20 protein-coding genes are annotated in these 21,553 nt (G+C 64.3%); 5 read left to right on the forward strand and 15 right to left on the reverse strand.

Annotated elements, in window-relative coordinates:
• Nucleotides 1-235: 235 nt before the first annotated feature.
• Complete coding sequence (locus IVB19_RS30140) at nucleotides 236-1,537, reverse strand: MFS transporter (protein WP_247475593.1); 1,302 nt, start codon at nucleotides 1,535-1,537, stop codon at nucleotides 236-238.
• Between the two features lie 300 nt (nucleotides 1,538-1,837).
• On the opposite strand from IVB19_RS30140, the gene IVB19_RS30145 reads away from it, so the two are divergent.
• The 3 genes from IVB19_RS30145 to IVB19_RS30155 are packed head-to-tail and all read left to right on the forward strand — an operon-like array spanning nucleotide 1,838 to nucleotide 5,605.
• On the forward strand, nucleotides 1,838-3,052 hold the full coding sequence (locus IVB19_RS30145) for an ABC transporter substrate-binding protein (protein WP_247475594.1): 1,215 nt from the start codon (nucleotides 1,838-1,840) through the stop codon (nucleotides 3,050-3,052).
• Between the two features lie 7 nt (nucleotides 3,053-3,059).
• Nucleotides 3,060-4,793 carry an FAD-dependent oxidoreductase gene (locus IVB19_RS30150; RefSeq protein ID WP_247475595.1) on the forward strand — a complete coding sequence of 578 codons (1,734 nt, stop codon included), beginning with the start codon at nucleotides 3,060-3,062 and terminating at the stop codon, nucleotides 4,791-4,793.
• A 17-nt stretch (nucleotides 4,794-4,810) separates the two neighbouring features.
• Entirely contained in the window at nucleotides 4,811-5,605 is a 795-nt protein-coding gene (locus IVB19_RS30155) for an IclR family transcriptional regulator (RefSeq protein WP_085351928.1), read from the forward strand.
• Nucleotide 5,606: 1 nt separating this feature from the next.
• On the opposite strand, the gene IVB19_RS30160 is transcribed toward IVB19_RS30155, so the two are convergent.
• The 6 genes from IVB19_RS30160 to IVB19_RS30185 form a co-directional block, all read right to left on the reverse strand.
• Nucleotides 5,607-6,380 (reverse strand): SDR family NAD(P)-dependent oxidoreductase, encoded by a 774-nt coding sequence (locus IVB19_RS30160; protein WP_247475596.1) that lies wholly within the window; start codon nucleotides 6,378-6,380, stop codon nucleotides 5,607-5,609.
• A 64-nt stretch (nucleotides 6,381-6,444) separates the two neighbouring features.
• Nucleotides 6,445-7,029 (reverse strand): thiamine pyrophosphate-dependent enzyme, encoded by a 585-nt coding sequence (locus IVB19_RS30165; RefSeq protein ID WP_247475597.1) that lies wholly within the window; start codon nucleotides 7,027-7,029, stop codon nucleotides 6,445-6,447.
• Nucleotides 7,029-7,568, reverse strand: coding sequence for a thiamine pyrophosphate-binding protein (locus IVB19_RS30170; RefSeq protein WP_247475598.1), 540 nt, complete (start codon nucleotides 7,566-7,568; stop codon nucleotides 7,029-7,031). The genes IVB19_RS30165 and IVB19_RS30170 overlap by 1 nt, the downstream gene beginning before the upstream one ends.
• A gap of 324 nt (nucleotides 7,569-7,892) precedes the next feature.
• A complete protein-coding gene (locus IVB19_RS30175) occupies nucleotides 7,893-8,636 on the reverse strand; it encodes an aspartate/glutamate racemase family protein (RefSeq protein ID WP_247370131.1) in 744 nt (247 codons plus the stop codon).
• Between the two features lie 9 nt (nucleotides 8,637-8,645).
• The gene (locus IVB19_RS30180; RefSeq protein WP_085361519.1) at nucleotides 8,646-9,911 is read right to left on the reverse strand and encodes an NAD(P)/FAD-dependent oxidoreductase; all 1,266 of its coding nucleotides are present in this window, start codon (nucleotides 9,909-9,911) and stop codon (nucleotides 8,646-8,648) included.
• Nucleotides 9,912-9,914: 3 nt separating this feature from the next.
• Nucleotides 9,915-11,576 (reverse strand): thiamine pyrophosphate-binding protein, encoded by a 1,662-nt coding sequence (locus tag IVB19_RS30185; protein ID WP_247820481.1) that lies wholly within the window; start codon nucleotides 11,574-11,576, stop codon nucleotides 9,915-9,917.
• A 204-nt stretch (nucleotides 11,577-11,780) separates the two neighbouring features.
• On the opposite strand from IVB19_RS30185, the gene IVB19_RS40285 reads away from it, so the two are divergent.
• On the forward strand, nucleotides 11,781-11,906 hold the full coding sequence (locus tag IVB19_RS40285; RefSeq protein ID WP_256464935.1) for a hypothetical protein: 126 nt from the start codon (nucleotides 11,781-11,783) through the stop codon (nucleotides 11,904-11,906).
• Between the two features lie 160 nt (nucleotides 11,907-12,066).
• Here IVB19_RS40285 and IVB19_RS30190 read toward each other — a convergent pair whose 3' ends face one another.
• The 6 genes from IVB19_RS30190 to IVB19_RS30215 form a co-directional block, all read right to left on the reverse strand.
• The gene (locus IVB19_RS30190; protein ID WP_085361521.1) at nucleotides 12,067-12,852 is read right to left on the reverse strand and encodes an ABC transporter permease; all 786 of its coding nucleotides are present in this window, start codon (nucleotides 12,850-12,852) and stop codon (nucleotides 12,067-12,069) included.
• Nucleotides 12,849-13,661, reverse strand: coding sequence for an ABC transporter permease (locus IVB19_RS30195; RefSeq protein WP_039798931.1), 813 nt, complete (start codon nucleotides 13,659-13,661; stop codon nucleotides 12,849-12,851). The genes IVB19_RS30190 and IVB19_RS30195 overlap by 4 nt, the downstream gene beginning before the upstream one ends.
• 73 nt (nucleotides 13,662-13,734) lie before the next feature.
• Entirely contained in the window at nucleotides 13,735-14,793 is a 1,059-nt protein-coding gene (locus IVB19_RS30200) for an ABC transporter substrate-binding protein (protein ID WP_085361522.1), read from the reverse strand.
• A 28-nt stretch (nucleotides 14,794-14,821) separates the two neighbouring features.
• On the reverse strand, nucleotides 14,822-16,129 hold the full coding sequence (locus tag IVB19_RS30205; RefSeq protein WP_085385419.1) for an NAD(P)/FAD-dependent oxidoreductase: 1,308 nt from the start codon (nucleotides 16,127-16,129) through the stop codon (nucleotides 14,822-14,824).
• Nucleotides 16,130-16,144: 15 nt separating this feature from the next.
• Nucleotides 16,145-16,861 carry an HAD family hydrolase gene (locus IVB19_RS30210; RefSeq protein WP_018454007.1) on the reverse strand — a complete coding sequence of 239 codons (717 nt, stop codon included), beginning with the start codon at nucleotides 16,859-16,861 and terminating at the stop codon, nucleotides 16,145-16,147.
• A gap of 36 nt (nucleotides 16,862-16,897) precedes the next feature.
• Entirely contained in the window at nucleotides 16,898-17,980 is a 1,083-nt protein-coding gene (locus IVB19_RS30215; protein WP_018454006.1) for an ABC transporter ATP-binding protein, read from the reverse strand.
• A gap of 210 nt (nucleotides 17,981-18,190) precedes the next feature.
• Between IVB19_RS30215 and IVB19_RS30220 the strand changes: the two genes are divergently transcribed.
• The gene (locus tag IVB19_RS30220; protein ID WP_085361525.1) at nucleotides 18,191-19,129 is read left to right on the forward strand and encodes a LysR family transcriptional regulator; all 939 of its coding nucleotides are present in this window, start codon (nucleotides 18,191-18,193) and stop codon (nucleotides 19,127-19,129) included.
• Nucleotides 19,130-19,186: 57 nt separating this feature from the next.
• On the opposite strand, the gene IVB19_RS30225 is transcribed toward IVB19_RS30220, so the two are convergent.
• Both IVB19_RS30225 and uxuA read right to left on the reverse strand, forming a co-directional pair.
• Nucleotides 19,187-20,098, reverse strand: a complete 912-nt coding sequence (locus IVB19_RS30225) for a lipase family protein (RefSeq protein WP_247370125.1) — start codon at nucleotides 20,096-20,098, stop codon at nucleotides 19,187-19,189.
• Nucleotides 20,099-20,361: 263 nt separating this feature from the next.
• Nucleotides 20,362-21,552, reverse strand: coding sequence for a mannonate dehydratase (gene uxuA, locus IVB19_RS30230; protein ID WP_247403017.1), 1,191 nt, complete (start codon nucleotides 21,550-21,552; stop codon nucleotides 20,362-20,364).
• Nucleotide 21,553: the final 1 nt, after the last annotated feature.

The following is a 21,553-nucleotide window of genomic DNA, read 5'->3' on the forward strand; positions in this document are numbered from 1 at the left end:
TGCGCACCGGTCGCCATTGACCGGCTGCGGATGTGATCAATTGCGAGGGAGGCTATGGGCGGGATGTTGTGAAGTAAAATTGGAAGTAAAAATTCGCCGCATAAACGCGGCTAATGGTTCACCCCGCTGCATCGGCTTTTGGCAGCGCGCATAAGAAGGCGTCAGGACGTGCATACAAAAAGATAGCTTCGAACGTGCGGGCCCGTTCGCGCGGCAGACGTGATGACGGCGGTCCTCAGGACCTGAGCTGGTCCCGCGCCGTCTCCGGCGCTATCAGCGTTGCGATGATGGTAATGACCGACAGCGCGACGATGTAGACCGAGACAGCCCAATAAGAACCGGCCCATGCCAGCAGTGCCGTCGCAATCAGCGGCGAGAAGCCGCCGCTCAGCGCGGCGGCAACGTTGGCTCCCAGCGATGCACCGCTGTAGCGCACCTGGGTACGGAACAGCTCCGGCATGAAGGCCGCCTTCGGCCCGAACAGCAGCGCATGCGTCAGTGTCATCGTGACGACGAGCGCGAGCGTGATCAGCGCCGGCTCCCTGGTGTCGAGGAACCAGAACAACGGAAACGCCAGCGCCACCGAAAACACGCCACCGGCGAGATACAGTGCTTTGCGGCCGAAGATGTCGGACAGCCAGCCTGCGAGGGGCAGCGTCGCGAGCTCGACGAGCGCGGCATAGACCACCGCATTCAGGATCACCTGCCGCGGCAGGCCGAGCTGCGTCGTGGCGTAGACCACGGTGAAAACAGTGAGGAGATAAGCGAGCCCGACTTCGGACACCGTGATGCCGATCGCGAGCAGGAAGCTGCGCCAGTCGCGGCGCAGGACTTCCCATACCGGCTGCGCCAGAACCTCCTTGCGCTCGAGCACCTCCTTGAAGTGCGGCGTCTCCGCAAGTTTCAGCCGCACGATGAAGCCGACGCCGACGAGCAGGATGCTGATCAGAAACGGCACGCGCCAGCCCCAGCTCAGGAAGTCCGCTTCGGGCAGCTGCGTCATCAGACCGAAAATGCCGGTGGACGCGCCGACGCCGACAGGAAAGCCGATCTGCACCAAGCTGCCGTAGAAGCCGCGGCGGTTGCCGGCGTGCTCGGCCACCATCACTACCGCGCCGCTCCACTCGCCGCCGAGCCCGATGCCCTGGACGAAGCGCAAGATGACGAGAAAGATCGGCGCCCAGACGCCGATCTGGCTGTAGGTCGGCAGGCAACCGATCAGGAACGTGCCCAGTCCCATCGCCATCATGGTCGCCACCAGCATCTTCTTGCGGCCGAGCCGGTCGCCGTAATGCCCGATGATCGCGCCGCCGATCGGCCGCGCGACGAAGCCGACCGCATAGGTCGAGAACGCCGCCAGGGTACCGACGAAGGGATCGAAGCTCGGGAAGAACAGCTTGTTCAGCACCAGTGCCGCCGCCGTGCCGTAGATCAGGAAGTCGTACCACTCGATCGCGGTGCCGAGCGCGGCTGCCCACACCACATGCGCCGTCGTCGTTTTTTCCGCCGCAGTGGAGACCCCCGATGCTGCCGTCATTGCCGCGCCCCACAATTTCCGCGTGGCATCATGGCTAATCGGGATGGTGGTTGCAACTTGTGGGAGTTGTTAGTTCTCCCCAGATCACGATGCGAGATTTTCGCAGCGAGGAGTTTGGCGAAAACCCGTGCTCCGGTACTGCGGCCGCGCGGCATCGAGAGATCACGCGGTATGGGTCCCGGCCTTCGCCGGGACGACGCGGAGGCATTATTCGTCATTGACAAACTTATTCGCTATTATCTAACTTAGTGCCACAATAACCAGCCGCGCCAAGCGGTCCATAAACGAGAGGGAACGACGATGAGAGGGTTTTTGGCCTGCGCCATGCTCGCGGCCATGACTTCGGCTGCCATGACCACCGTTGCGAACGCGCAAATCTCCGACGACGCGGTGCGGATCGGCGTGCTGACGGATCTATCGAGCTGGGGCCGCGACAACAGCGGGCCGGGCTCCGTGGAGGCCGCGAAAATGGCGGTGGAGGAATTCGGGCCCACCGTGCTCGGCAAGCCGATCGAGATCATCAGCGCCGATCACCAGATGAAGACCGACGTCGGCGTGCAGATCGTGCGCGGCTGGTTCGACAACGGCAAGGTCGATGCCGTCGTCGACATCCCCAATTCCGGCATCGCGATCGCCGTCCACAACATGGTGCGCGAGCGCAACAAGATCGCGCTGCTCTCCGGCCCCGGAGCGAGTTCGCTGACCGACGAGCTTTGCAGCCCCAACACCGTGCACTTCACCTACGATACCTACGCGCTGTCTAAGGTGACAGCTTCCGCCGTGATCAAGGAAGGCGGAAAATCCTGGTATTTCATCACCGCCGACTACGCCTTCGGTCAGCAGCTCGAGAAGGACGCCACGCGCTTCATCAACGAGATGGGCGGCAAGGTCTTGGGCGGCGTGAAGCACCCCACCAACACGGCCGATTTCTCCTCCTTTGCACTCCAGGCGCAAAGCTCGAAATCGGACGTCGTCGCCTTCGCCAATGCGGGCCAGGACACCGACAATGCGATCAAGCAGTCGGGCGAGTTCGGCCTGGTCCAGGGCGGCCAGAAGCTGGTCGGCCTCTTGATGTTCGACACTGACGTGCATGCGATCGGCCTCAAATCCGCGCAGGGCACCTACATGACCACGGCGTCGTACTGGAATATGGACGAGGCGACCCGCGCATGGTCGCGGAAATTCTACGAGCGCAACAAGGTGATGCCGACCATGATCCAGACCGGCGTCTACGGTTCGGTGCTGCATTATCTCAAGGCCATCAAGGCCGCCGGCACCGATGACCCCGCCAAGGCGATGGCCAAGATGCGCGAGCTGCCAATCGAGGATACATTCGTTCATGGCGGCAAGTTGCGCGAGGACGGCCGCGTCATTCGCGACATGTATCTCGCCAAGGTGAAAACACCCGAGCAGTCCAAAGAACCCTGGGATTACCTTGAGATCATCAAGACGGTGAAGGGCGAGGATGCCTTCCGCCCGGTCTCCGAGTCCAAATGTCCGCTGCTCAAGAAGTGAGGCCCGCATGACCGGCAACGAGCGCGACGCAGGCGAAACATACGAGTGCGATGTGCTCGTGGCCGGATCGGGCTGCTCCGGGATGTCGGCCGCGATCACCGCCCGCTATCGCGGTCTCGACGTCCTGATCGTCGAGAAGGAGCCACGCTTCGGCGGCACCACCGCGCGCTCCGGCGGCTGGTTGTGGATTCCCGGCACCTCGCTGGCAAAGGCCTACGGCATCGAGGAGACGCCCGAGCAGGCGCGGACCTACCTGCGGCACGAAGCCGGCAACAACTTTGACGCCGCGCGCGTCGATGCATTCCTGAGCGCCGGCCCCGAGGCGGTGGATTTCTTCACCAGCAAGACGGCGCTCCGTTTCGACATGCCGCTGGTGTTCCCGGACTACCACGCCGAGGCGCCCGGCGGCACCCAGGGCGGTCGTTCGATGGTGGCGCGCCCGTTCGACGGCCGCGAACTCGGCGACCAGATCAAGACCCTCGGCATGCCCCTGCCCGAGCTGACCGTATTCGGCATGATGCTCGGATCCGGCAAAGACATCGTCCATTTCATGCGCGCGACGAAGTCCCTAAGCTCGGCGGTCTATGTCGCAAAGCGCCTGTCGCGGCATCTGATGGACGTACTGCGCTATGGCCGCGGCATGACGCTGACCAACGGCAATGCGCTCGCCGGGCGCCTGGCAAAATCGGCCCAGGACCTGAAGATACCGATGTGGCTGTCCTCGCCGGTGCGCGAGCTCACTGTCGAGAACGGCACTGTCACGGGCGCCATTGTCGCCCGCGACGGACGCGACGTCCGCATTCGTGCGAGACAAGGCGTCGTGCTCGCCTGCGGCGGTTTCCCGCATGATGTCGAACGGCGCAAGAAGATGTTCCCGCACGCGCCGACCGGGAACGAGCATTTTTCGCCGGGACCGACCGGCAACACCGGCGATGGGCTGCGGCTCGCAGAACGCGCCGGCGGACATGTCGAGGACAGGCTGCCGAACGCGGCAGCCTGGGTCCCGGTCTCGGTCACCAAGCGCAAGGACGGCTCACACGGCGTGATGCCGCATTTCATCGACCGCGCCAAACCCGGCGTGATCGCGGTGATGCGTGACGGCAAGCGCTTTGCCAACGAGGGCAATTCCTATCACGACTTCGTCCAGGCCATGGTCAAGGCGGCGAAACCCGGCGAGGAGATCGCGGCGTACCTGGTCTGCGATCACCAGACCCTGCGCAAATACGGCCTCGGCTGCGTGCCGCCGTTCCCGATGCCGCTGGGTCATCACCTCAAGACGGGATATCTCATGCGCGGCGAGACACTGGAGGCGCTCGCGGCAAAGGCGGGCATCGACACCATGGCGTTCGTCGAGACCGTCAAGCAGTTCAATGCGACCGCACCACACGGGCACGATGCCGCCTTCGGCAAGGGCTCGAAGGCCTATAACCGCTACCAGGGCGATGCGCTGCACGGCCCGAACCCCTGCGTCGCGCCGATCGAGAACGGCCCGTTCTACGCCATCAAGATGGTGGTCGGCGATCTCGGCACCTATGCCGGCATCGTCACCGACGAGAACGCGCGGGCGCTCGATGCGGAGGGACGGGTGATTCCCGGGCTCTATGCCGCCGGCAACGACATGGCGAGCATCATGGGCGGCAATTATCCGGGCGCCGGCATCACGCTTGGGCCGGCGCTGACCTTCGGCTACATTGCCGGCCGTCACCTCGCCGACAGCGCCGCCAAGCGCAACGCGGCGTAAGCCACGCCAGGAAGCGCATGAAGAGAGAAAGCCGCGGCATCCAGTCGATCGAGGTCGGCGGCGAATTGCTCCGCGCCCTCGCCCGCAGCGGCGAGCCGATGATGCTGCGCGATCTTGCACGCGAGGCCGGCATGACGCCGGCCAAGGCGCATCCCTATCTCGCCAGCTTCTCCCGCATCGGCCTGATCGAGCAGGACGAGACCACCGGCCGTTACGAGATCGGCGCACTGGCGCTGGAGCTCGGCCTGATCAGCCTGCGCCGACTGTCCGGCGTACGCATCGCAGGACCGAAGATCGCGGCGCTCGCAAGCCAGATCGGGCATGCGGTCTCGCTCGCGGTCTGGGGCACGCACGGCCCCACCGTGGTGCAGCTCGAAGAACCCGGCCAGCCCGTTCACATCGTGATGCGCGCCGGTTCGGTGATGGCGCTGCTGGAGACGGCCACGGGCCGGGCCTTTGCGGCCTTCCTGCCGGAAAAGACGATCAACGCCGCACTCGAAAGCGGCCTCGATCGTTACGGCGTCGGCTATAATCCGAAGCGCGCTGTGAAAGGCGCGAAGGTCACTGAGATGCTCACAGAGGTCCGCAAGCACGGCCTCGCCCGCGCGCTCGGCGACCCCCTGCCCGGCGTCAACGCATTCTCTGCGCCGGTGTTCGACCATTCCGGCCATGTCGCGCTGGTAATCACCGCGATGGGGCCGGAAGGCACTTTTGACGCGCGCTGGGACAGCCCGATCGCCCATGCGCTACGCGATTGCGCGGGCGGCATTTCGAAACGACTGGGTCACGGGATGACGGCTGCGGCGGAGTGATCTACTTCACCGGCACCGTGTAATTCAGAATCAACCGCCCACCATCTGGATAGATCGTCTGCCCCGTGATGTAGGACGCGTCGTCACTCGCAAGAAACGCGACGACGGAGGCAACTTCGCTCGGCTCGCCGCCACGGCCGGCCGGCGTGCGTGACATCACGGTCTTGCGGGCATCTTCCGAGGTGTAGATGGACGATGCCACCATGTCGGTCAGAATCGTGCCCGGCCCGACCGCGACGACACGAATATTGTGCGGAGCGAGTGCGACGGCAGCGACCGAGGTGAGCTGCTTCATGCCGCCCTTGGACATGGCGTAGGTCGCAAGCGCCGGGATTGCCAGCAGTGCATTGACCGAGGACATGTTGATGATGACCCCGGCGCCGCCTTGCGCGATCATCTGCTTCGCCGCCGCCTGCACGCCGAAGAACGCGCCCTTCAGGTTGATGCCGATGATCTCATCGAATTCTTCTTCGGAGATCTCCAGGAGGTCCCGGTTGCGAGCGACGCCGGCATTGTTGACCATGATGTCGAGCCGGCCGAACTCTTTTGCGGCAGTTGCGACCAGCTGGTCGACATCGGCACGCTTTGCGACATTGCCGACGACAGTGCGCAAGGCATCCGGTCGCGCGAGTTCGGCGGCCGTCGCGGCCAAGCCCTCGGCATCGACATCCGAGATGACGACCTTGACGCCGTCGTCCAGGAATCGCTTTGCGCAAGCCTTGCCGATACCGCGCGCCGCGCCGGTGATGGCGGCGACCTTGCCGGATAGTTTCATGGTCTCACTCCAGAGTAGCTGCTTCGACAGCAGACTTTCGCCGGGCGAGAAACCCGGCTCAGACCTACGCGAAGCTAAGATGAGCACGGAACCGATTCTTGATAAAGACGGCATCGCGCGAGGGTAGCGAGCGCGGCGGATTTTCGGCCAGAACCTTGATGACAACAAGGCGCGGGCCATCGGCCGGCTCGTCGAGCTGCGTCGCCAGACGTTCCACCTCCTCGAGCGTCCGCACGGTCCCGGTCGCGGCAAAGCCGCAGGCCACAGCGATCGCAGTGAGATCGACGCCGCGCCCGGTGTGGCTGGCCTGCATACCGGTCTCGCCAAAATGCTGGTTGTCGATCACGACGATGTCGAGATTGCGCGGGCGCGCGACGCCGATGGTGGCGATGCCGCCGAGGCCCATCAATTGCTCGCCATCCCCGGTCAAAGCGAGGACGCGCTTTCCCGGCTGGGCTTGCGCGAGGCCAAGCCCGATCAGCGCGGCGCCGCCCATGGCGCCCCAGAGATAGAAATTGCCGTCATGGTCGCCGACCGAATGAAGATCATAGGTCGGCGAGCCGAGGCCGGACACGACCAGCGTGTCCTTGCGATTCTTCAGGAGCGCGGCGACGGAGGCGCGGCGGTCGAGCTGAGCTTGCATTGGCATCACCACTTCTTCTTGCCGATCAGGCGTTGCCCGATCAGCACCGCGATCTGCTGATCGGAATCGTAGGCGAGCGCTGCGGCCGATTCCACGGTCTCGACCAGATCCTCCGCCGTCTCCGCGCGCATCACCTTCAAACCAATCGCTTCCAGCGAGGGCTGCGTCGCACGGCTCATCGGCACCTGCCAGGGATTGAACTCGGCCCATTCGCCGCGCATCGTCACCAGCATCAGCAGTGGAAATCGTCCGATCGCCGACAGCGACAGCATGTTGATGCAATTGCCGACCCCGCTCGACTGCATCAAGAGCACGCTACGCTGGCCGCCGAGCCAGGCGCCTGCGGCGATGGCGACGCCCTCCTCTTCCGTCGTCAGCACGTTGGTGGTGACGTCGCGGTCGGCGGAGAACAGGCGGATGAGCTGGCTGTGACCGGCATCGGGAACGTAGGACATCTGCCGCACGTCGGCGGCTTTCAGGATGCGGTAGAGCTCGGACGGCCAATCGTCTGCGCGCGTGTCGGGATTGGATTGAAGGCTGTGCACCGCTGGTCTCCGTGGATTTCGAGAGGCACTCTAGCGATGTTCAGGCGCCAAAGCTCTGACCGTCTGGCGCGATCAGGTATCGAGGGATTGTATAGCTGCCTCTTCCGCTGCCGGTGGGACAGCGCACGGTGCGCATGGCTGCGCCCTCTCCCCTTGCGGGAGAGGACATCACCGCTGACAGATACAAACTCATTTGGGTGAGGGGTATCTCTCCGCGAACTCATCCGCATCCATATGGGCGGAGAGATATCCACATCCGGCGCTTCGCGCCACCTTCTCCCGCACGGGGAGAAGGAAGAGGAGTCATAGACAACTTCTCGACCTCTAGCCAAACTGGCGCGGCCGCAGCCCGGCATGAAACCAGGTGATCATGGAATAGATATCGTAGACGGGCAATCCGACCTCGGCCTGAAGCGCCGCTGCATAAGGCGGCATGTTGGTGCATTCCAGCACGATCGCGCCGACATCCGGGTTCCTGGCGATCAGCTCCTTGCCGGCCTCGACCACGTCACGTTCGGCCTGCGCGATGTCCATGTCGTCCTTCTCGGCTTTGATCAGGACGCGGAAGAATTCCTTGCCATGCTCGGTGCCGACCAGCGGCGTATCGAGCGGCACGCCGGCGCCTGCGAGATGAGCCGGCGTCAAGGACGCACCGGAGACCGTGACGAGGCCGACGCGCTTGCCCGGCGGCAAGGTCGCCTGCACCCACGGCACCTGCATCAGTGACGAGGTCGCGACGGGAACGCCGACCGCAGCTGCGATCTCTTTCTGGAACAGCGAGAGGAAGCCGCAGTTGGTGGTGATGGCTTCGGCCCCGAGCCGCACCAGATCCTTCGCCGCATCGATGAAATCAGGCAGCAGACCGGCGGCGCCCTTCAGCACCACCTTCTCCGGCGAGGCACCGCTCACCACGCGATAGAGCACAGGGAAAGGCCAGGTGGTGCCGTTGCCCATGTCGCCGGGAATGCGGGGGAAGCGCGCCTCCAGCATCAGGATGCCGAGCGGCGCTCCATAGATGGCCTTGCCGCCGCGGGCGATTCGGGGGGACGAATTGGCTGGAGCGGTCATGATGCGATCTCAGAGAAAACGATCGGGCGAAAACGGTGCAAGCGGAATTTCCGGCGGCTTGCCGCTTAGAAGCTGGGCGACGAGACGACCAGTGCGAGCCGAGCCGACCAGGCCGATATGGCCGTGGCCGAAGGCATAGACAACGTCGCGCGAGGCCCGCGCGTAACCGATGCAGGGCCGGCCGTCCGGCATGCTCGGCCGATGGCCGAACCAGGTCTTGATGCGCGAAGCCGGAATGTCCGTCGGCAGTTTCGGGAACATGCTGAAGAGGTTGTCGCGCAAAATCTCGGCGCGCTTCCAGTTCGGTGCGGCCTCGAGGCCGGCGATCTCGACCGTGCCGGCGGCGCGCAAACCCTTGTCGGTCCAGTTCACCACCATCTTCGCATCCGAGGCCATCATCGAGCTGCGCGGCCCCGATTCCGGATTCTCGATCATGACGTGATAGCCGCGCTCGGTCTCAAGCGGCAGCGGATCGCCGATGGACGCCGTGAGCCGCTTCGAATGCGCACCGGCGGCAATCACCGCGGCATCGCACGCAATCTCGCCGGTCTCGGTCAGGACAGCCACGAGCTTGTTGCCGGATAGCTTCAGCCCAATTGCCTTGGCCCGCACGAGCTTGGCGCCGCTTGCCAGGGCATGTTGCGCGAGCGCCGCGACATAGGCACCGGGATCGCGGCAGCGCCCGGCCTCCTCCACCACCACGCCAAAAGTGTAGCGCGGATGCAAATCGGGCTCGCGTTGACGCATCTCGTCGGACGAAAGCTCAAGCCATTCGACGCCGACGCGCTTGCGCACGCGCCAACCGAGATCGTTGTCGAAATTGCCGCGTGACGGGAAGACATGCATCACGCCGTTACGCTCGATCAATTCAGGGACGCCCGCCTCCTCCGCGAGCTTCCTGTGCAACTGCGGCGCGTCCTTCAGGAGGCCGCGCAGCGCGAAGGCCGTCGTCTCGACCCGCGCCTCGGTCCAGCCCGAGAGCAGATATTTGACCAGCCAGGGCAGCGCCTTCGGCAGATAAGACCAGCGGATCGCGAGCGGCCCGAGCGGGTCCACCAGATAACCCGGCACCTTCTTCCAGACACCGGGCTCGGCCGGCGGGATTACCGAATGCGAAGAGAGCCAGCCGGCATTGCCGTAGCTCGCCGCCTGTTCGCCACCGGGCTCGCCGGCGTCGATCAGCGTGACGCGATATCCCTCGCGCAGCGCCTCGATGGCGCTGATCACGCCGACCGCGCCGGCACCGATGATGGCGACGTGGCGGCCCTCCGACATCGCTTAAGCCTTCACCGCAGGGGCGAAGTCCTTGCCGACCGACATCGCGCGCGGATCGATGATGCAGTGGAGGATCGACGGCTTGCCCGAGGCGAGCGCACGCTCGAACGCCGGCGCGAACTCTTCGGTGCGCTCGACGCGCTCGCCATGGCCGCCGAACGCTTTTGCGTACATCGCAAAATCCGGGTTCTTGAGCTGGGTGCCGACCACGCGTCCCGGATAGTCGCGCTCCTGGTGCATGCGGATGGTGCCGTATTGCGCATTGTCGACGATGATGACGACGAGCGGCGCATCGTATTGCACGGCAGTCGCGAATTCCTGCCCGTTCATCAGGAAGCAGCCGTCGCCGGCGAACGCGATAACGGTGCGATCCGGATATTGCCGTTTCGCGAGCACCGCCGCCGGCACGCCATATCCCATCGAGCCCGAGGTCGGCGCGAGCTGGGAGGCAAAGCTGTGGAAGCGATGATGGCGATGGATCCAGCCGGCGTAGTTGCCGGCCCCGTTGCAGACGATCGCGTCCTTGGGCAGGCGATCGCGCAGCCAGGTCATGACCTGGCCGTACTGGAACGTGCCCGGCAGCTCGCGCGCCTTTTCGGTCCAGGCGAGATGGTCGGCATGCGCCTTGGCGGCCTCGCCCTTCCAGGCAACGGCGCCTGCCGGCTTCAGCGTCTCGACCGCGGCCGCGAAGGCGGCGGGCGTGGCCTGGATCGCGAGCTCAGGCTGATAGATGCGGCCGAGCTCTTCCGAGCCGGGATGAACGTGGATCAGTTTCTGCCGCGGGGTCGGAATGTCGAGCAGCGTGTAGGATGAGGACGGCATTTCCGACATGCGGCCGCCGATCAGCAAAATGACGTCGGCGTGGTCGATGCGCGCCTTCAGGCCCGGGCTCGGCCCGATGCCGAGATCGCCGGCATAATGCGAGTGATCGGCGTCGATCAGCGAGGCCCGGCGGAACGAGGTCGCGACCGGCAGGTCGAACCGCTCGGTAAAACGCGCGATGCTCCGGGTCGCTTCATCCGTCCAGCGCGAGCCGCCAAGAATGACGAGCGGCGCCTTGGCGCTCGCAAGCATGGCGCCGACGCGATCGATATCGGCAGGCGCCGGCCAGCTCACCGCCGGCTCGATGCGCATGGCGTCCGCAACGGCTGCGGTCTCGGTCAGCATGTTCTCGGGCAGCGAGATCACCACGGGACCGGGACGGCCCTGCATGGCGACGCGGAAAGCGCGCGCGACCAACTCCGGAATCCGGTCGGGACGATCGATCTCGACCGCCCATTTCGCCATGGTGCCGAACACCGCCTTGTAGTCGAGTTCCTGAAACGCCTCGCGCTCGCGCATGCCGGTGTCGACCTGACCGACGAACAGGATCATCGGCGTGGAATCCTGCATCGCGATGTGGACGCCGTGGCTCGCATTGGTGGCGCCGGGGCCGCGGGTGACGAAGCAGATGCCGGGACGCCCGGTGAGCTTGCCATAGGCTTCTGCCATCATCGCCGCACCGCCTTCGGCGCGGCAGATCATGACGTCGATCGGGCTGTCGTGCAGCGCGTCCAGCGCCGCCAGATAGCTCTCGCCCGGCACGCAGGTGACGCGCTCGACGCCCTGGGCGACGAGCTGATCGATCAGGATCTGGCCCCCGGTGCGGGCGTTGCGAATGGTCATGACGGCTCCCTCAAGGCTTTGGCGATGCGTTTCGCAGCTTCGCGAAATTTTGCTCGGAGCTGGCGTAGGACAGGCCGACAGGGCGCGCAAGATCGAAAGGCTCCTCGCACCCTGCGCAGGCGTCATGCCCGCCCCTGCTGGTTGCACTGCAGCCCATGTCGCAGCCGCTTGCCGGACGAGAGGTGGCGAGCTTCGACGCCTTCGTTGACGACCTGGCCGAACCAGATCGGTGCCCTATTCGACCGCGACCTCAGCGAGGCCGACGTGCCGGCAAACAGCAGGGCACAGATCGTGGAGATGATTTTGGCGTGGCTGGCGGCGAAAGCGTGAGACGGCGAGGTTCGTGCCAAGCGTTCGGTGTCGTCCTGGCGAAGGCCAGGACCCATAACCACCAAACGCAGTTTGGCGAAGATTCGGGATTGCCAGCTCGCGCAGCAAGATCTTCTTGGGGGTAATGGGTCCTGGCTTTCGCCAGGACGATGAACAAAAATCACCCGCCCTTTTTCTGCCGCGCGCTCGCCAGCAGTACCAGCACGAAGGAGGCCGCCGTCATCAGCGTCGAGATGGCGGCGATGGTCGGGTCGATCTCGTCGCGGAGGGCGGTGAACATGCGCTTGGTCAGCGGCTGATACTGGCCGCCGGAGATGAAAAGCGCGACGATGGTCTCGTCCATCGCCGAGATGAAGGCGAAGATGCCGCCTGCGACCACGCTGGACTTGATCTGCGGCAAGGTCACCGCGAAGAAGCTACGCAGGCGATTCATGCCGAGGCTGCGTGCGACCATCTCCTGCGCCGGATCGAAACTCTGCAAGCCCGCCAGCACCGAAATGATCACGTAAGGCAGCCCCAGCATCACATTGGCGAGCACCAGGCCCGGCAGCGTCGCGACCAAGCCGATTTTGGCATAGAGGAAGAAGATCCCCACCGCAGTGATGATGATCGGCACCACCAGCGGCAACAGCAGCATCATGTGGATCAGCCGCATGATCCGCAGCTTCGACTGGCTGATGGCATAGGCGGCGGAGACGCCGAGCGGCGTTGCGATAAGCACGGTAAGGAGCGCGACCGTCAGCGTTACCCGCGTCGCCTGCATCCAGGCCGCGTTGGAGAAATACTGCTGATACCAGCGCAGCGAGAACGACGGTGGCGGAAAGGTCAGAAAACGCGCGCTGGAGAAGGAGATCGGCGCGATGATCAGCACCGGCAGGATCAGGTAGATCAGCACCAGCGCGCTGATCACATAGAGGGCGATCCGGGCGGGTGACAATCGCGTCATTTCTGCCCCAATATGCGATCGAGCGAGATGAAGCGGCTGACGACGAAGAAGATCGCGAGCACGCTTAAGAGCAGCACGACGGCGACTGCGCTCGCCGCGCCGAACTGGTTGTATAGCTCGACATTGCGGCTCACCAGCATCGACACCATCACCGTGCGGCCGCCGCCGAGCAGTTCCGGCGTGATGTAAAAACCGAGGCAGAGCACGAACACCATGGTGCAGCCTGCCAGCACGCCCGGCAGAGACAGCGGCAGGAAGACGCGGACGAAGGTGAGCGACGGGCTCGCTCCCAGGCTGGCGCCGGCCTGCATGAGGTCGGACGGGATCTTCTGCATGGTGGCGTAGAGCGGCAGCACCATGAACGGCAAGAGGATGTGTACCGTCGCAACCACCGTGCCGAAGGTGTTGTGCACCAGCGCGAGCGGTTCGCTCGTCACCTCGAGATAACGCAAAAGCTGGTTGATCACACCGGTGCGCTGGAGCAGCGCCAGCCAGGCATAAGCGCGCACCAGCACACTGGTCCAGAACGGCAGCACGACCAGCGACAGGATGAGAATGCTCCATCCTTTCGGCACCGAGTTGGCGAGGTAGGCCACGGGATAGCCAAGCAGCAGCGCGATTCCCGTGACCACGAGGCTGATCTCGAAGGTCAGCGCAAAGCTGCGCCAGTAGATGTCTTCGGTGAAGACGCGGCGATAATTCTCCAGCGTGAAGCCGTCATGGTAGATCGACTGCCAGGCGAGCCAGCCGACCGGCAGCACGATCAGAGCCAAGATCACCAGCAGCGCCGGCGACACCAATGCCAGCATCAGGCCGTGTTCGCGACGCTGATGCTTTTGGGAGGGATCCGGCACGGATGTCATCGACGCGGCCTCGCTTCGCCTACTTCTGCATGAACGACGCCCAACGCTTCTCGGTGGCTTCGCCCGCCGGCGAGGACCACCAGGCGTAGGACATCAGGGCCTGCTTGGCCGCATTGGCCGGCTCGCTTGGCAATTGCGCGGCGCGCTCCGGCTTGATCACGCCGGTATCGAACGCCTTGGGATTGCCCGGGCCGTAATCGATATTGAGCGGCAGATTGGCCTGGTGCACGGGATCGACGGCCTCGTTGAGGAATTTGACTGCCGTCTCGAGATTCGGCGCGCCCTTGAGAATGCAGAGCGAGGTGCTCTGCAAAACGCCCTGGTTGTAGGTGAAGGCGACCTTGGCGCCTTCCTTCGCGACTGCGCTGACGCGGCCGTTCCAGGCCATCTCCATGTCGACCTCGCCGTCATTGAGAAGCTGTGCCGACTGCGCACCGGAGGTCCACCACACCGTGATGTGCGGCTTGATCTCTTCCAGCTTCTTGAAGGCGCGCTCGACGTCGAGCGGATAGAGCTTGTCGGGCGCGACGCCGTCGGCCATCAGGGCCGCCTCGAGCGTCGCGAACGGGTGGTTACGCAGTGCGCGGCGCCCGGGAAATTTCTTGACGTCCCAGAAATCGGCCCAGCTGTTCGGCGCGTCCTTCGGAAACGTCTTCTGGCTGTAAGCCAGTACGCTGGAATAGAACTCGTAGGAAACCGAATAGGGGCTGCGATAGGACTCCGGCATCGCCGCGCCATTCGGGATCTTCGAGAAGTCGAGCTTCTCGATCAGCCCCTGCTCGCCGCCACGCAGGCAGTTGCCGGTCGGAGTATCGACGACATCCCAGATCGGCTTGCCGCTGCCGACTTGCGTTTTGATTGCGGGCCAGGCATCGGGAATGGAGTCCTGGTTGACGGTGATGCCGAGCTTCTTGGCGGTGGGATCGAGAATCGCCACCGTCTGCGCCTGCTGGTAGGCGCCGCCTTGCGAGACGAAGGTGATCTGTTCGGCAGCGGCGGCGATGCCGGTTGTTGCGAACATTCCGAGCGATCCGCCCAACAAAGCGTAGCCAAATCGAAAATCTCGTTTCGTCGTCATCCTCGCCTCCTCTGTCACTAATTAAATGTCACTGTCCGATCGCATCGAGAAACTGGTACCAGCCGGCGACCATGCGCACGGCGGGCTCGCGCAACGGATAGAACGGGATGGCTTTCAATCGCCTCGCGTCGAGCAGCCCGACCTCTGGCGTCTCGCCGCGCACGAAAGCGGCGAGATAGCGGCCCATCAGGCTCGACATCGCCACGCCCGCGCCGTTGTAGCCCATCGAGAACAGCGTGCGGTCGTCGAGCCGGCCGATATGCGGCACGGAGTCCAACGTCATCCCGACCAGGCCCGACCATTTGTAGGCGAGCGGGACGTCGGCAAGGTCGGGAAAGATTCCGACCATCGCCTTGCGCAACGCGTCGAAAGCGGTTTCCGAATCCTGCTTGCCGAACGCGCCGCGGCCGCCAAAAATCACACGATTGTCGACCATGCGGAACCAGCGCATCATGCGCTTGGTCTCGGTGTAGGTGCGCCCGGTCGGCATCAGGCTTCCCGCGAGGTTGCGCGGCAGCCTGTCGGTCGCGATGATGGCGCTTCGGAACGGGATCAGCGTGCGCTGCATGTTCGTCGTCGCGCCGGTGAGGTCGGAATAGCTGTTGGTGGCGATGATCGCCTGCTTTGCCCGCACTGCGCCTTGCGGCGTTTCAGCGACGATGCCGCTGTTGTCGCGGCGGAGCCTTACGACCGGCGACTCCTGGAAAATCGGGATGCCGCGGCGCGCCACGCCATCGGCAAGGCCGCGCAGATAATTCAGCGGATGGATGCCGCCGGAGCCGGGATTGAGCACGCCGCCGACGAAGATGTCGGAGCCAGTCTCGTCGCGCACTTGCCCCTTGTCGAGGATGCGGACCTCCGCATCCCCCATCTCGCGCTTCATCCAGTTGGCCTCGTCGATCGCGGCCTTCAGGGTCGTCTCGTTGTGAGCGGCCTTGACCTGGCCGGTGCGCGTCAACGCGGCACTGGTGATGCCAAATTCGGAGACCAGCTCCTCGACGATATCAGTGGATTCATGCGCGATCCCGTACATGCGCTGCGCCATGGCGCGGCCGTGCACGGCGTCGATCTCGCGGAACGAGAGGCGGAACTTTGCGGTGATCACGCCGCCATTGCGTCCACTCGCGCCCCAGCCCGGGCGGTTGGCCTCAAGTACGATCGGCGACAAACCGCTTTTGGCGATGTGGTGCGCAGCAGACAGGCCCGTGTAGCCCGCACCGATGATCACCACATCCGCCTGGTGCTCGCCTGACACGACCGGAAACTCGCGCGCCGGCTCGGCCGTGGCGGCCCACAGCGAGTTGGCCGACGGCAGCGCGTTCCAGTCCCGTGTCATGCCACCGCTCATGCCTTACGCCGCCGGCCCGATGGCCGCATCGGCAAGCGCCTTCAACGTCGGAAAATGGAAGTCCGGCTTGGTCAGCGTCTCCACGGCCGGTGTGCCTCCGAAACCGGCCATGCCCTGGCGGCGCTCGATCCAGCACACCTTGTAGCCGAGTTTCCGCGCAATCCCGATGTCGTGATACTGGCTCTGCGCGACGTGAAGGATATCGGACTGCTTGTAGCCGAAAGCGGACTGGCGGCCCTTGTTGTAGGCGAAAAACTCCGGATCGGGTTTCGCAACGCCAGTCTCGTCGGCGCAAACGGTATCGTCGAAGGGATTGCCGAGCGCGTGCGCGTAACAGGACAGCGCGACGCGGTCGGCATTGGTCATCGCGACCAGGCGGAATTTGGTTCTCAGGCGCTTCAGAGCCTCGACCGAGTCTGGGAACGGTCCCCAGCGCAGCACCGCGAGCTGGAACACGTCGCAGGAGGCGTCATCGGCCTGCAGCCCGAGTTCCTTGGCAAGATAGCGATAGACATGGAACATCACCTCGCTCGAACGCTCGTGGTGCTTGTCGCGACCGCGCTTGTAGGATTCGAAGATCTTGTCGTCGCTGAGCTCGGCCGGCGACTTGCCCGAGATCCGGCGCACCGCGGAGAGCACGCCGGTCTCGAAATCGATCAAGGTGCCGACGACGTCGAAGGTGAGAACCTTGAAATTGCTGAACGAGGCTGCTGACGACATTTTTGGCTTCTTCTCTCGGTTGGACAAGGCTTGGGTTCAGTCCCTCACCCTGGGCACGACGATGGTGTCCTCGGGGTGAAGGGTCACGGTAAGGCTGCCGCCCAGCGGCGGGATGCGGCTGTAGGCCTGGTGATAGCTCGCCTGGCGCAGGCTGAGCACGATGCCATCGGCGAGCGCCAGGAAGATGCGCAGGCTCTCGCCCTGATAGACGATGTCGGTGACCGTGCCGGTGAGCCGATTGCAGGCGGTGTCCGGCGCACCATCGTCGATCAGCAGTTTTTCGCTGTGCACGGCGAGCATCAGCGCGTCCCCGTCGGGAATGGCGCGGGCGCTGCGCAGAAGCACATTGCCGAGCGCAACGCCGGAGGCATCGACGCGTCGCACGGGAAGCATCGTGGCCTCGCCAATGAAACTCGCGACGAAGGAATCCGCGGGATGATCGTGCAGGCGCTCGGGCGCGTCGATCTGGATCAGCCTGCCGTCCTTCATCACGGCGACGCGGTCGCTCATGGTCAGCGCTTCGCGCTGATCGTGGGTGACGTAGATGATGGTGGCGCCGATGCGCTTGTGCAGCGCGCGCAGCTCGATCTGCATGGATTCGCGCAGTTGCTTGTCGAGCGCGGACAGCGGTTCGTCCATCAGGATCAGCCGCGGCTCGAAGATCATGGCGCGTGCGAGCGCCACGCGCTGGCGCTGGCCGCCGGAGAGTTGCGCGATACCGCGCTCTTCGTAGCCGGCAAGACCGACCATCGAAAGCGCCGCGCGCACCTTATCCGGCCAGGCCGCCTTCGGCAGCCGTCGCGCGCGCAAGGGAAAGGCAACATTCTCGCCGACGCTCATATGCGGGAACAGCGCGTAGTTCTGGAACACGACGCCGATGTCGCGCTTGTGCGGCGGCATCCAGGTGACGTCGCGGCCGCCGAACAAGATCGTTCCGCTCGATGGCAGGATGAAGCCGCCGAGGATGCCGAGCAACGTCGTCTTGCCGGAGCCGGAGGGGCCGAGCAGGGAGACGAACTCGCCGGCGGCGACATTGAGGGACACGTCGTCGAGGGCGCGAACGGCACCATAGGCCTTGCTCGCGGATCTGATCTCGACGCTTTCCGCTCGTTTGTCCAACGATCGACCTCGCCATGTCCTGAGCCGGCGTGCTTCACTGCGCGCCATAAGCCTGCTTTATAGACAGGAATTTGAGCACTCCTGGTCGAAGCGTGCACCGCACCAACATCTTCGCTCGCAGGCCCTGTCTTTTGGCTATGACGCCAATGACACCAGACTTGGCAAAACTCGGCAATTGCCAAATTCTCACCTGGGTCATAACATGGTGTTATGCCAGAGCTGCGCCGGATGCTGCCCTCAAGTAACGCCCTGTTCGTCTTCGACGCAGCGGCGCGCAATGGCAGCTTCACGGCGGCGGCCGCCGAACTGAACGTCACCCAGCCTGCGGTGAGCCGGATGCTGGGTCAGTTCGAGGACCATCTCGGCGTTCGCCTATTCGACCGCAAGGCGGGACGCGCGGTGCTCACTGAGGAAGGCGAACTCTTGTATCGCCGCGTGCTCGAAGGCTTTCGCAGCATCGAAAGCGGGCTGGTCGAGATCGAGCGGCGCCGGAAGGGCACCGAGACGGTGACACTGTCGGTCTCCTCCGCCTTCACCACGCATTGGCTGATGCCGCGCATCGACAAGCTGCAGAAGCAATTTCCTCAAGTCGATTTGCGCTTTCAGCTGATCTCCGGCGCGCTGCGCGGACCGGTGGAGAATGTCGACCTCGGCATGCGCTTCCGCGATCGCGAGGAGCCGTCATCCGGCGGCACGCTGGTGATGAAGGAGGTCATGCTGCCGATGTGCAGCCCTGCCTATCTCGGCGAAACCGATCCCGCCGAAGGCAACACCATCATTCGGCTCGCCGAGACGCCGGGCGACTGGGCCGCGGATTACGCATCGCTTCTCACCGGGCGCCGCGGTGTGGCAAAGGCGCTGAGCTTCACGGACTATGCCGTCGTGATGCAGGCCGCCCTGCTCGGCCAGGGCATCGCGCTCGGTTGGCTGACGGTCGCCTCGCACTGGCTGTTGACCGGCGCGCTGGTGCCGGCCTCCGACACGCTCACCACCACACGCCGCATCTGCGAATTCCTGCCACCGCGCAACCGGCCGATGCGTCCGATCGCCGCCGAGATCCGCGACTGGATCACCGCGCAGATGAAAAGCGAGATCGCCGCGATCGACCGGCTCTATCCGAAGCTCGGCGCGATGGCGGCTTGCTACTAGAGCGTTTTCGGGCGAAGTGGACCGGTTCACGTGAAGAAAACGCATCAAAACCGGAGTCTAGGCGGGTGTCAGCGCGGCACAGTAACGATCGGGCAGGTGATCGCCGATCCCTGCCGGCAGCAGCACCGTGAGCCTGCCGACGACATCCGTCCGCGTGTTCTCGGATACGCCGCTGAGGAGATTGCGGACCTGCTCACCAATTCCAGCATTCGCCATTGGCTCATCCGAACCAACATTCGTCATGAGCTGGCTGGCGCTGAATTTGGCGCCGCGTGCACAGGCGAGATAACGGCCGACGTGATGAAAGCCAAGCCCGGGCGGAGGCACGGTCGGGACGATGTCGGTGCCGTGCACGAGACGATAGGTCGTCCTGCCGAGCGTACCGCTGTAGAGGGCGACGAAATCGTCGCGGCCCACGCGCGGACAACCGTAAAGATAGATCTGCGCATCCGCGAGCTGGAGCTGCTCCCGCGCCAAGTCCGCCGTTGCCACCGCGATCGCGGCGCCGAGGCTGTGCCCAGTGATGAAGATCGGTGATTTGCGCGCCAGCGCTGCCGCCAGTGCGCTCTTCACGTCGTCCCACACGGCCGCCGCCGCATCGACGAACCCCTGGTGCACGGGCGCCTTCGGTCGGCCAAGCGTGAAATCGCTGACCCAGTTCAGGAGATGAAGCGGGTCGGTGCCGGCGAATGCGACAATGGTTGCGTCGCCCTTGCTCGCGATGATACCGCGCGTGTCGGTCAGCGGCAGCGTCGAATGCGCCGGCTGGCTCAGCAACTTGACGCCGGACAGATCCCAGAAAGGAGAGACCCTGTTGATCGTGTCCGGCACATGGGTCTCGTAGGCGAGTTGCGACATCCACATCATCGCGCGAGCGATGTCGAGATCAAAGCCGGTTGATGTCTCGTTGAATTTTGCAAATGCCCGTCGGTCATATTGATCGGGAGGAAGTTCGACCAGAATGCTCACATCAAGCTCCTAAATGGCTTATTGCTGCAATGCGTCGATCGAAATCGGAATGACGCTACCTTCGCATATGGCTGGAATTTTGACAATCTGTGCGCGTGCCCGTGACGTATTCTGCCTTTGCGCCTAAGGGGACAAGGTTGAGACGAGGCACCTCTCCCCCCGCGTCATTGCGAGCGTCGCGAACCAATCCAGAGTCCTTCCGCGGAGGAATTCTGGTTTGGTTCGCTACGCTCGCAATGACGGTATGGATAAAGTTTTGGCCTCTATCGATGCTCGATCGCGCGGATCGCGCCGCGGAGCTCGGCCAGGCCGCGGAGGCGGCCAATCGCGGTGTAGCCCGGATTGGTGCGCTTGGTGGCCGCGAGATCGTCGAGCATGCGATGGCCGTGGTCGGGCCGGAACACAATTTTCTGGCCGGGCGAACGCCGCGCGTTCTCCTTCAGCAGCGCCTTCAGCACCGAGACCATGTCGACGTCACCGTCGAGATGATCGGACTCGTAGAAGGACAGGCCATCCGCCTCGCGCTTGGTCGCGCGCAGATGCGCAAAGGCAATGCGCGAGCCGAAGCGTTCGGCCATCGCGGGAAGATTGTTCTCGGCGCGCACGCCAAGCGACCCCGTGCACAGGCAGATACCATTCGCCTTTGACGGCACCGCATCGAACAACGCCTGATAGTCATCGGCGCTGGACGCGACGCGCGGCAGACCGAACAGCGGGCGCGGCGGGTCGTCCGGATGCAGCGTCAATGAGACCCCGAGCTGCTCGGCGACGGGGGTGACGCGGCCCAAAAACTCGGCGAGATGCTGCCGCAGGATTTTTGGCGTGACGTCGCGATATGTTTCGAGCCGATCGCGGAATTGCGGGATGGTCATCGGCTCGGTGGTCGAGCCCGGCAGCGCGCTGGCGATGACCATGACGAGATAGTCGATATCTGCCTGGCTCATCTGCTCGAACAGTTTTTTCGCGCGGGCCTGCTGCTCGGGCGAGTATTCCTGGACGGCGGCGGGACGCTTCAGGATGTGCAGCTCGAAGGCCGCGAAACGGTCTTGATCGAAGCGCATGGCGCGGGCGCCGTTCGGCAGCTCCCATTCGAGATCGGTGCGGCACCAATCCACGACGGGCATGAAGTTGTAGCAGATGATCTTGATGCCGGCCGCGGCAGCCGCCTCCAGGCTGGCGATCCATGTCTCGATCGAGCGCGTCGCTTTAGCCCCGAGACGCTTGACGTCGTCGGGGATCGGAATCGATTCCACCACCGACCAGGTCAGCCGCGAGCGCCCGGGTTGGCCGCTCTCGATGAAGTTTTTGCGCTCCTCGACCGCCTTGCGTGTCCAGGCTTCGCCGATCGGCACCTGATGCAGCGCCGAGACGATGTCGCTCGCGCCGGCCTGCCTGACATCATCCAGCGAGACCGGATCGTCCGGCCCATACCAGCGCCATCCCTCGAGCATCATA

This window comes from Bradyrhizobium sp. 187, from assembly GCF_023101005.1.
GTDB classification, from domain to species: domain Bacteria; phylum Pseudomonadota; class Alphaproteobacteria; order Rhizobiales; family Xanthobacteraceae; genus Bradyrhizobium; species Bradyrhizobium canariense_D.

Bases quoted from the DNA above. Each gene is read 5' to 3' on its own strand.
- IVB19_RS30140 (WP_247475593.1), bottom strand. From the start codon at position 1,537: ATGACGGCAGCATCGGGGGTCTCCACTGCGGCGGAAAAAACGACGACG.
- IVB19_RS30145 (WP_247475594.1), top strand. From the start codon at position 1,838: ATGAGAGGGTTTTTGGCCTGCGCCATGCTCGCGGCCATGACTTCGGCT.
- IVB19_RS30150 (WP_247475595.1), top strand. From the start codon at position 3,060: ATGACCGGCAACGAGCGCGACGCAGGCGAAACATACGAGTGCGATGTG.
- IVB19_RS30155 (WP_085351928.1), top strand. From the start codon at position 4,811: ATGAAGAGAGAAAGCCGCGGCATCCAGTCGATCGAGGTCGGCGGCGAA.
- IVB19_RS30160 (WP_247475596.1), bottom strand. From the start codon at position 6,380: ATGAAACTATCCGGCAAGGTCGCCGCCATCACCGGCGCGGCGCGCGGT.
- IVB19_RS30165 (WP_247475597.1), bottom strand. From the start codon at position 7,029: ATGCCAATGCAAGCTCAGCTCGACCGCCGCGCCTCCGTCGCCGCGCTC.
- IVB19_RS30175 (WP_247370131.1), bottom strand. From the start codon at position 8,636: ATGACCGCTCCAGCCAATTCGTCCCCCCGAATCGCCCGCGGCGGCAAG.
- IVB19_RS30180 (WP_085361519.1), bottom strand. From the start codon at position 9,911: ATGTCGGAGGGCCGCCACGTCGCCATCATCGGTGCCGGCGCGGTCGGC.
- IVB19_RS30185 (WP_247820481.1), bottom strand. From the start codon at position 11,576: ATGACCATTCGCAACGCCCGCACCGGGGGCCAGATCCTGATCGATCAG.
- IVB19_RS30190 (WP_085361521.1), bottom strand. From the start codon at position 12,852: ATGACGCGATTGTCACCCGCCCGGATCGCCCTCTATGTGATCAGCGCG.
- IVB19_RS30195 (WP_039798931.1), bottom strand. From the start codon at position 13,661: ATGCTGGCATTGGTGTCGCCGGCGCTGCTGGTGATCTTGGCTCTGATC.
- IVB19_RS30200 (WP_085361522.1), bottom strand. From the start codon at position 14,793: ATGACGACGAAACGAGATTTTCGATTTGGCTACGCTTTGTTGGGCGGA.
- IVB19_RS30205 (WP_085385419.1), bottom strand. From the start codon at position 16,129: ATGACACGGGACTGGAACGCGCTGCCGTCGGCCAACTCGCTGTGGGCC.
- IVB19_RS30210 (WP_018454007.1), bottom strand. From the start codon at position 16,861: ATGTCGTCAGCAGCCTCGTTCAGCAATTTCAAGGTTCTCACCTTCGAC.
- IVB19_RS30220 (WP_085361525.1), top strand. From the start codon at position 18,191: ATGCCAGAGCTGCGCCGGATGCTGCCCTCAAGTAACGCCCTGTTCGTC.
- uxuA (WP_247403017.1), bottom strand. From the start codon at position 21,552: ATGATGCTCGAGGGATGGCGCTGGTATGGGCCGGACGATCCGGTCTCG.